This window comes from Acetatifactor muris (assembly GCF_024623325.1).
GTDB lineage: Bacteria > Bacillota > Clostridia > Lachnospirales > Lachnospiraceae > Acetatifactor > Acetatifactor muris.
The window spans coordinates 1-9,420 of record NZ_JANJZD010000068.1; the positions used below are offsets into that span (position 1 = coordinate 1).

At 46.6% G+C, this 9,420-nt stretch carries 7 protein-coding genes; 6 read left to right on the forward strand and 1 reads right to left on the reverse strand.

The annotated features are described in order from the left end of the window. The first annotated feature begins 632 nt into the window (after window positions 1-632). From NSB25_RS28330 to spoVG, 3 genes are read left to right on the forward strand one after another with little or no spacing between them, the layout of a single operon-like run. Window positions 633-1,907: a glucose-1-phosphate adenylyltransferase gene (locus NSB25_RS28330; protein WP_103242653.1), complete on the forward strand. Its 1,275-nt coding sequence runs from the start codon at window positions 633-635 to the stop codon at window positions 1,905-1,907. Continuing rightward, window positions 1,904-3,025 carry a glucose-1-phosphate adenylyltransferase subunit GlgD gene (gene glgD / locus NSB25_RS28335; RefSeq protein ID WP_103242654.1) on the forward strand — a complete coding sequence of 374 codons (1,122 nt, stop codon included), beginning with the start codon at window positions 1,904-1,906 and terminating at the stop codon, window positions 3,023-3,025. Before NSB25_RS28330 ends, glgD begins: the two co-directional genes overlap by 4 nt. Window positions 3,026-3,065: 40 nt before the next feature. Further along, the gene (gene spoVG, locus NSB25_RS28340) at window positions 3,066-3,338 is read left to right on the forward strand and encodes a septation regulator SpoVG (RefSeq protein WP_103242655.1); all 273 of its coding nucleotides are present in this window, start codon (window positions 3,066-3,068) and stop codon (window positions 3,336-3,338) included. A 170-nt stretch (window positions 3,339-3,508) separates the two neighbouring features. Here the strand turns inward: spoVG and NSB25_RS28345 are convergent, their stop codons facing one another. Further along, window positions 3,509-4,213 (reverse strand): helix-turn-helix transcriptional regulator, encoded by a 705-nt coding sequence (locus tag NSB25_RS28345; protein ID WP_172455321.1) that lies wholly within the window; start codon window positions 4,211-4,213, stop codon window positions 3,509-3,511. A 188-nt stretch (window positions 4,214-4,401) separates the two neighbouring features. Between NSB25_RS28345 and NSB25_RS28350 the strand changes: the two genes are divergently transcribed. From NSB25_RS28350 to NSB25_RS28360, 3 genes are read left to right on the forward strand one after another with little or no spacing between them, the layout of a single operon-like run. Then, on the forward strand, window positions 4,402-5,769 hold the full coding sequence (locus NSB25_RS28350; protein WP_103242657.1) for an MFS transporter: 1,368 nt from the start codon (window positions 4,402-4,404) through the stop codon (window positions 5,767-5,769). A 14-nt stretch (window positions 5,770-5,783) separates the two neighbouring features. Beyond that, a complete protein-coding gene (locus NSB25_RS28355; protein WP_103242658.1) occupies window positions 5,784-8,297 on the forward strand; it encodes a beta-mannosidase in 2,514 nt (837 codons plus the stop codon). Between the two features lie 45 nt (window positions 8,298-8,342). Continuing rightward, window positions 8,343-9,179, forward strand: a complete 837-nt coding sequence (locus NSB25_RS28360) for a carboxylesterase family protein (RefSeq protein ID WP_257479357.1) — start codon at window positions 8,343-8,345, stop codon at window positions 9,177-9,179. Window positions 9,180-9,420: the final 241 nt, after the last annotated feature.

Below are 9,420 nucleotides of genomic sequence, written 5' to 3' on the forward strand. Positions count from 1 at the left end.
CCTTGCGGGCCCCTGGCCCTAGCGGAAAGCCCCTGTTGGTCCTTGCGGGCCCCTGGCCCTAGCGGAAAGCCCCTGTTGGTCCTTGCGGGCCCCTGGCCCTAGCGGAAAGCCCCTGTTGGTCCTTGCGGGCCCCTGGCCCTAGCGGAAAGCCCCTGTTGGTCCTTGCGTTACCCCTGGCCCTAGCGGAAAGCCCCTGTTGGTCCTTGCGGGCCCCCTGGCCCAGGCGGCAGGCCCTTATTGGTCCTTGCAGGAACCCCAGATTTCTGTGAATGAAATGCGAAAGGGAACAGGAAAATACAGCTTTTGTAAAAGGTGCCTTTGGAATAAATACACAAATATTCTTCCTTATTTAGAAAAAATATATAAAATTTTAATACAAAATCGGAGCGCCAAAGTAAATTTTTCGACATTAAATATTCCCTTTTAAGGTAAGGTATGATATAATGACCTCATTAAAGAAACCATTTCGCGAACTATATAATCAAAGGGCTGTTCAGGACAGGAGACAGATGGCCATCCATATGAATTACAGGGCAATTTACAATATGATATTCAGACGGATAGAAAATTGTTCGGGAAACAGGTGAAAACAACCCGGGTAAAGGATAACTTGAGCTGGATTGGGAGGTGTTATGATTAAAAAAGAGATGATTGCCATGCTGCTGGCAGGCGGACAGGGCAGTCGACTGGGTGTACTTACGGCAAAAGTAGCAAAACCTGCCGTGGCATTTGGGGGAAAGTACCGCATTATTGATTTTCCATTGTCCAATTGCATCAATTCCGGCGTGGATACGGTGGGAGTTCTGACACAGTATCAGCCCCTGAGGCTGAACAGCCATATCGGAATCGGTATTCCCTGGGACCTGGATCGGAATATTGGCGGGGTTACTGTACTGCCGCCCTATGAGAAGCTTTCCAACAGTGAATGGTATACGGGAACTGCCAATGCCATTTACCAGAATCTGGAGTATATGGAGAGCTATCATCCGGATTACGTGCTGATTCTTTCCGGGGATCATATTTACAAGATGGATTATGAGATCATGCTGGATTTTCACAAAGCCAATCACGCGGAGGTGACCATTGCCGTGATGCCGGTACCTCTGGAAGAAGCCGGCCGTTTCGGCATTATGACAGCGGATGACCGGCACAGAATCACTAAATTTGAGGAAAAGCCGGAGCATCCCCAGAGTAATCTGGCCAGCATGGGAATTTATATTTTCAACTGGAAGACTCTGAAAAAGGCCCTGATTGCCATGGCCGGGCAGCCGGCGCTGGATTTTGGAAAGCATGTGATTCCTTATTGTCACCAAAAGGGAGCGCCCATGTCTGCCTATGAATTTACCGGTTACTGGAAGGATGTGGGAACGCTGCAGTCTTACTGGGAAGCCAATATGGAGCTGATCGATATCGTTCCTGAATTTAACCTATATGAGGAATACTGGAAAGTATATACCAAAAGCGAAATTCAGCCGCCCCAGTACTTTGCCCCGGACAGTGTGGTGGAGAGGAGCATTATCGGCGAGGGAACGGATATTTATGGCAAAGTCTATAATTCCGTTATCGGCTGCGGAGTCACCATAGGCAGTGACACTGTGATACGGGATTCCATTATTATGAATCGCACACAGATCGGAAACGGATGTGAACTGTACAAGGCGATAGTGGCAGAGGATGTACGAATAGGAGACCAGGTGCGGCTTGGCGTGGGGGAAGAGGCGGAGAATGATGTGGCGCCGCACATTTATAATCACGGAATTGCCACGGTAGGTGAGAGAAGCGTGATTCCCAACGGCATCAGCGTGGGGAAGAATTCCGTGATTTTCGGAATAACAACCAGTGTGGACTACGAGAATTTCTGTCTGCCCGCCGGCAGAACTTTGATTAAGGCAGGTGAACATCAATGAGAGCAATCGGGATTATCCTGGCAGGCGGAAATAACCGCCGGATGAAAGAACTGTCCCAAAAGAGGGCTGTCTGTGCAATGCCTGTTGCCGGAAGCTATCGCAGCATTGACTTTACCCTGAGCAATATGTCCAATTCGCATATTCAGAAGGTGGCTGTGCTGACCCAGTATAATGCCAGCAGCCTGCATGAGCATCTGAGTTCTTCCAAATGGTGGGATTTCGGACGCAAGCAGGGCGGTCTTTATACCTTTACTCCGGTGGTTACCGCAGAGAACAGTAACTGGTACAGAGGAACGGCGGACGCCATTTATCAGAATCTTGCCTTCCTGAAAAGCAGCCATGAGCCTTATGTGGTGCTCACTTCCGGGGACGGGGTGTATAAACTGGATTTCAGTAAGGTTCTGGAATTTCATATAGAGAGAAAAGCTGACATTACTGTGGTTTGCCGGGATATGGAGCCGGGGGTGAATCTGGAACGATTCGGAACAGTCCGCATGAATGAGGAGTGCCGGATCGAGGAATTCGAGGAGAAACCGCTTCAGGCAAAATCAAGTGTGATTTCCTGCGGAATCTATATTCTGCGCCGTCGGCAGCTGATAGAAATGGTTGAAAAATGTGCGGAGGAGGACAGATATGATTTTGTAAGAGATATTTTGATTCGTTATAAGGAGGTAAAACGTATCTTCGGATACAAAATGCGGGAATATTGGCGAAATATTGCCTCTATAGAGGATTATTTCGGCACCAATATGGATTTTCTCAAAGCGGAGGTGAGGAATTACTTTTTCAAACAATATCCGGATATTTATTCCAGAGTGGATGATCTTGCACCGGCAAAATACAATGTGGGAGCCAGCGTGAGAAACAGTCTGATTTCCAGCGGCTGCATTGTAAACGGTGTGGTGGAGAATTCCGTTATATTTAAAAAAAGCTACATAGGAAACAATTGTGTCATCAAAAATTCCATAATTTTGAATGATGTGTATATCGGTGACAACACCTGCATCGAGAATTGCATTGTGGAAAGTCGGAGTACGCTGCGTGCAAATTCGCGTTATGTGGGTGAGGAGGGTCATATCCGCATTGTTGTGGAGCGGAATGAGAGATATACAATGTAACAAAAGTGGTCCTGGATTCCTGATTAAGGGGGTTTTGCAGATGCAGGTTACAGACGTTCGCGTGCGCAAAATTGCGAAGGATGGCAGGATGAAGGCAGTTGTATCCATTACCTTGGACGAGGAATTTGTAGTGCATGACATTAAGGTAATCGAAGGAGACAAGGGCTTATTCATCGCAATGCCCAGCAAGAGGACGGCTGATGGGGAATATAAGGATATTGCCCACCCCATCAATTCCTCTACCAGAGACGCAATCCAGAAAGTGATTCTGGAGAGCTACGAGAAGGCTCTGTCGGAGCCGGACGGGGAATAGGGACGTGACAGCATTGGAATTGACATCAGAATCCCCCAAATGCCATGGCGAACAGCCATGGCATTTTTTTATAAAAAAGTCCATCGTCAGATGGGCATGGAATCAGAACGGTGCCGAGGGCATCTTTTTGTCGGAATCATGCCGCGAAGCGATTCCTGTAATAACCGTTCCTATGATATATACTTCCGGGGTGTTTTTCCATAAAAGCGTTTAAACTCTTTGATAAAATGAGAGGCATTACAGTATCCGAGAATATCGGCGGTCTCGTTTACTGACAGACGGTCATGAACCAGGAGCGTCAGCGCCTTTTTCATTTTTTCACGTCGAATGTATTCTCTGGGGCTCAGTCCCAGTTCGCGACGGAAAAGAGCGGCGAGATATTTAGGGTTGCAGCCGGTAAATCCGGCGGTGCCTTCCACCGTACAGCTGCCATAGAGATGGGCATTGATGTACTGGATGGCCTTTGCCACAGGATATGGATTTTTTTGATGTTGTGTTTCATCTACCAGTTCCCGGAAACGCTTCAGAATTTCTTTCAGCAGAATCTGCAGATCTTCTTCTGATTTTTGCTTTTCCACTTCATTGATAAAAAAATCACTCATGGAGAAACTGATTTCTGAATCGGCTCCGTTTCGAATGGAAGAACGGCTAATGACCGTAATCAGACAGATGAGAGTGTTTTTCAGGGCACGTATCCTGTCAGAAGCCAGAATTTCCGCATATGTGTCCAGATGCAGAATGTTTTCCAGAGAGCTGTCTCCGTGTCCTTTCAGATAAAAATCCGACAACTCACGCTCCACGGAAAATGAATGATGGCGGTAACCGCTGAGAATAGAGTCCCGGACAAACTGATTCATTTCTTTGTTTTTAGACATAAGTATCATACCTTTATACTATTTATATGATGTTTGTATTATTAGCATATCAAAAATGATGATAAAATACAAGAACAGAATAGAAATATGTACATAATTTCCAAATGTATGGTAACAGTAAGCGTGTTGGACGGTTACAGTGTGTCAGTTGACCGGGAAACTATCTTGCGGGTAAAGGAGCAGAGCGAATGGGTAAAAAACAATTTACAACAACAAAGGGAGAACGGGTCAGTTATGGAATGTATGCTTTTGGCGCTATTTTGTCCTATTATGTTATTATGAGTTTTCTGCAGCTTTTTATGACGAATCTGGGAATTCCGGCTGCTATGGTAGGAATGATTTTTGTTTTTGCAAAGGTCTGGGATGCCATTAATGATCCGGTCTTTGGCGTTATGGTGGATAAAGTGAATCTGAAGGGTGGTAAATACAGACCGTGGCTGCGTATAGCGGGACTGACAATTCCCTTAACTACAATTTTGCTGTTCATCATACCCTCGGGTGCTTCCATCCAGGTTAAGGTTATATGGTCAGCCGTGGCTTATATTCTGTGGGATACCGCCTATACCATGTATGATGTTCCGATGAACGCCATTGTTACGGCAATGACGGAAAATCAGGAAGAAAGGAATAAATTGTATTCTCTGAATTCCTTTTGCGTGTATCTGGGCGGGATTCTGGTGGCTGTCCTGGTTCCGATGCTTTATCCTGCCATAGGCTGGCCTCTGACCATTTTGATTTTAGGAGGCCTCTGTCTGCTTACAATGATGATGCTGCCTGGCAAAGCAAAGGAACGGTATGGAGGAAATGCGGAAAAAGAAGTTTCCATAAGAGAAATTTTCATGAGTCTGGTACATAATAAATATCTGCTGATTTTCACCCTGGTTTCCATTGTCAGTGCTCTGACAGATTTCAGCAATACACTGCTGGCCTATGTGGCAATCCATTGTCTGGGCAGCGAATCCTATATTACGCTGCTGACTTTGGCTTCCGCACTGCCTGTGCTGGCGGTGGCGCTGCTGATTCCGAAAATGATCAGCAGAGTGGAGAAATTTAAGCTGAATATAGTGACAAGAGTTATCGCGATGGTATTGACGGCGATCATGTATTTTGTAGGTTATGACAATGTGATATTGTTGTTAGTGCTTTTTGCGGGGAAAAGCCTGTTTTCGGGAATCTGCGCTGTGACCGCGATTATGTTTGTAGCTGACTGTGTGGAATATGGCCAATTCTGCAACGGAGAGAGAAATCAGGGAATTGCATTTGCCACAAAGGCTTTTACCAACAAAATTGTAGTGGCGCTGACAGGCGCGCTTGGCATGTTTGGCGTGGCGGCGGTGGGTTTTGTGGAAGGAGAGGGCGTGGTGCAGGGAGTCAGTACGATTAAAGGACTTTGGGCTCTGTTTGGAATCGCACCGCTGGTGGGAGGAATTCTGGCCCTCGTTATCATGCTGATGAGCTACCGGCTGCGGGATCAGGATGTGGCTCTGATGATTCGCTGTAATAATGGCGAAATTTCCAGAGAAGAGGCATATGCCGCATTCCAGAATAAGTTCTGAAGGGAGAAAAGACTATGATACTGTTGAACTTAAACGGCATTTGGAAAATGTATGCGGCAGGGCATGAGGAAAGCTGGAACGCGACAGTACCGGGAACTGTGACCTCCACACTGCTGGAACAGGGAGGAATACCGGATCCTTTCTGGAGAGACAACGAGAGAAAAATACAGGAAATACTGGAGCGGGATTATGTTTTCGAGAGAAGCTTTCAGGCGGATAAGAAACTTCTGGTGCAGGAATTTATAGAGCTTTGCTGCAGTGGACTGGATACGCTGGCGGAAGTCCGCTTGAACGGAATGCCTGTGGGTAATGCAGATAATATGCATCGAAACTGGAGGTTTGATGTGAAGCCATATATAAGGTCAGGAGAGAACAAAATAGAGATTCTTTTCCGTGATCCCTCCGCTTATCTGAAAGAGCATGCTCCGAAAATTGGGAAGCCATATACCGTGCTGAGAAAGGCTGCCTGCATGTTTGGCTGGGACTGGGGATTATCTCTTCCGGATTCAGGAATATGGAGGGACATCAGAATTGAAGGCTATGAAAAAGGAAGAATTGACACTACAATCATCAGCCAGGAGCATCTGAATGAAAAGGTGATGGTAAAAGCGAAACCTGTCTGCAGGGGAACAGAAGGTCTGTTTTTTCGAATGACGCTGTTCGGACCGGAAGGGGAAAAACTGGGAGTAAAAGAATGTCCGGCAGGAAATACCGTGTGCTTTGAGGTGGAACAGCCCAGGCTTTGGTGGCCTTCCGGCTATGGAGAACAGCCGCTGTATACACTGCTGACTGAGCTGGTGACGGGAGACTGTGTTCTGGACCACAGGACACAGAAAACAGGCCTGCGGCAAATAGAACTGGACCGTTCAGACGACGAAGATGGATCAAAGTATTCTTTTACAGTAAATCATATACCTGTATTTTGCAGGGGAGAAAATATGATTATCGAGGATTCTGTTGTGACGAGAACGGACCGCGGAAGGTATCAGAACATGATAGAAAACTGCCTGCGTTCCAATGTGAACAGTATCCGTGTGTGGGGAGGTGCTTATTATCCCCCGGAAGAGTTTTATGATTTGTGTGACGAGAAGGGAATTCTGGTATATCAGGACCTTATGTTTGCCTGTTCTTTTTATCAGTTATCTCCGGAATACATGGAAAATGTGCGGAAGGAACTGGAGGATAATCTGGCAAGGATATCTCATCATGCCTGTATCGGTCTGTTCTGCGGCAATAACGAAATCGACTGTATCTATACTGTGACCGGTGCGACAGATCCGGAGACCACAGAATTGCGGAAACTGTTTGGTTCGGGAGAAGATCCTCTGCCGGAGGCTGTGAGAAAAATTCTCTGGGCGAATTATGAACCGTTGTTTCTGGATATGATACCAAAACTGTGCCGTTATTATGCGCCGGATACAGATTATGTTCCTTCTTCTCCATCTGTGAAAGAACCGGGGGGAGCAGAGAAATTTTCTGACTATGCCGCGAACGGAGATCTGCACTATTATCTCCAGTATAACGGAAATGCACCCTATCAGAAAATGCGGACAATGCGCAGCCGCTTTGTGACGGAAATGGGATTTCAGAGCTATCCTTCCATGAAAACCATTTCTTCCTTTACGGAACTGGAAGACAGGATGCCCTGGACACCGGTTATGTATGTCCACCAGAAATGTGCAGGCGGAAATGAGGCAATTGAACTGTATATGAAACGGGATTATTATATTCCGGATAATTTTGATGACTATATTTTTCTGTCTCAGCTTCAGGCCGGGGAGATCATGCGGTATTCGGTGGAACACTTCAGACGGGATAATGGGTACTGCAGAGGAATGATGCTGTGGCAGCTCAATGACTGTTGGCCGGTAGTGAGCTGGTCCGGAATTGACTATTACGGCAGATGGAAAGCACTTCAATACTTTATACGACGATTTTATGAGCCTGTGTTGGTGAGTGCGCTGGAGCAGGGGGAGGAAGTTTCCCTGTGGATATCCAATGAAACAAAGCAGGAATGCAGCGGAAAGATTTACTGGAAACTGTACGGAAAGGGAGAGAAAATACTGGACGAGGGAGCAAAAACTGTTGTGATGAAAGCAGGAGAGAGCTTACCTGTAGTACAGCTTGACTATTCCGGGGTAATAAAGGAGGAAGAAAAGAGACAGGCATATTTGTTTTTTGAATGGGAACAGGGAGAAGAGCGGAAAAGCGGAACAGTTTTGTTTGTGCTGCCCAGAGAGTTCTGCTTTCCGGAATCTGAACTTTCCGTGGAAATCAGAGAGACTGGGGATGATTATGTCATTGAGGCAGCTGCACGTCATCTTGTCAGGGCGGCAGGATTCGACACATCGGAGGGTGACTGCATTTTTTCGGATAATTATTTTGACCTTCCGCCTGGAGGACGTCGCGTGATAAAAGTAGATAAGGGCAGCTGCAGGCATATTTCTGATCTGGAAGATTTGAAAAAGCAGCTTACGGTCCGCACTCTGAATGATGTAATGCGGCGGGCGGAAGCTTTTCGCCCCTGATGGGTACTGGATGGACAGTATCAAACTATAATGAGAGGTATGATGATGAAGAAAAAAGGAAAGAAGATTTTATGCATAGTGTCAGGTATTATCATTCTGATAGTGTCAGGTCTGGCGACAGCATTTTACATGATAGCCGGAAAAGGCGGATATTATGCTTTATTTGCCAGCAGAGACAGAACCGATATCATGGAGGCTTTTCTGTATCAGGATGATAATGGTACGGTTCTTCCCTATCGGCTGTATGAGCCGAAAGGAAATGAGGAAAAATATCCTCTTGTATTATTCCTGCATGGCAGCGGGGAGAGAGGAGATGACAACGAAAGACAGGTTCAGGCAAACAGTGTCACAGATACTTTGCTGAATGAAAAAAACAGAAAGGAATATCCCTGTTATGTTGTGGCCCCCCAGTGTCCGAAAGGGGAAAAATGGTCTGAGAAACTGGAAGAACCGGGCGCTTTTTCAATGGAGACAGAGGAGCCTCTGTTGGATGCGCTTATAGGACTGGTAACAGAGCTGGAAGCGGAATACCCAATTGATCCGAACAGAATTTATGTTGTGGGCGCTTCCATGGGAGGACATGCGGTGTGGAATCTGCTTTATCGTGAAAGTGATATATTTGCGGCAGCGGTGCCAATCTGCAGCTGCGGGGATCCCATGCAGGCGGAAAGCGTAAAGGAAATGCCTATATGGATATTTCACGGAGCAAAAGACCCTACCGTTCCGGTAAGATATAGTCGGGAAATGGTGAAGGCGCTTGAGGAAGCGGGAGCGGAAAAGATTCGTTACACAGAATACTCCGGGGAAAAACATCAGAGCTGGGAGTTGGCATACAGGGAGAAAGAGTTATATCCATGGCTGTTTGAACAGAGAAAAGAGTGACAATGTAAGCAGGCGGAATAAACCGCCTGCTTTTGTTTGCCCAGCATGGGCAGTAATCTAACGGGTGAAAGTCCCGAGTGTGCCTGGGCAACGAGGAAACACATAGCTGAACAACAAGGGTGTCCACCGCGAGATGGAATCTGAAAGAAGCTGTAAGCAAACCCTTGGTCCGACGGACAGGAACCGCATAAAAGGCTGGGAAATACGGATAAGTCTGCAAAAGAAGATGAAGTCCAAAAGT

What these genes read in the sequence shown, in the direction of transcription:
- NSB25_RS28330 (WP_103242653.1), top strand. Translation starts at nt 633, where the DNA reads ATGATTAAAAAAGAGATGATTGCCATGCTGCTGGCAGGCGGACAGGGC.
- glgD (WP_103242654.1), top strand. Translation starts at nt 1,904, where the DNA reads ATGAGAGCAATCGGGATTATCCTGGCAGGCGGAAATAACCGCCGGATG.
- spoVG (WP_103242655.1), top strand. Translation starts at nt 3,066, where the DNA reads ATGCAGGTTACAGACGTTCGCGTGCGCAAAATTGCGAAGGATGGCAGG.
- NSB25_RS28345 (WP_172455321.1), bottom strand. Translation starts at nt 4,213, where the DNA reads ATGTCTAAAAACAAAGAAATGAATCAGTTTGTCCGGGACTCTATTCTC.
- NSB25_RS28350 (WP_103242657.1), top strand. Translation starts at nt 4,402, where the DNA reads ATGGGTAAAAAACAATTTACAACAACAAAGGGAGAACGGGTCAGTTAT.
- NSB25_RS28355 (WP_103242658.1), top strand. Translation starts at nt 5,784, where the DNA reads ATGATACTGTTGAACTTAAACGGCATTTGGAAAATGTATGCGGCAGGG.
- NSB25_RS28360 (WP_257479357.1), top strand. Translation starts at nt 8,343, where the DNA reads ATGAAGAAAAAAGGAAAGAAGATTTTATGCATAGTGTCAGGTATTATC.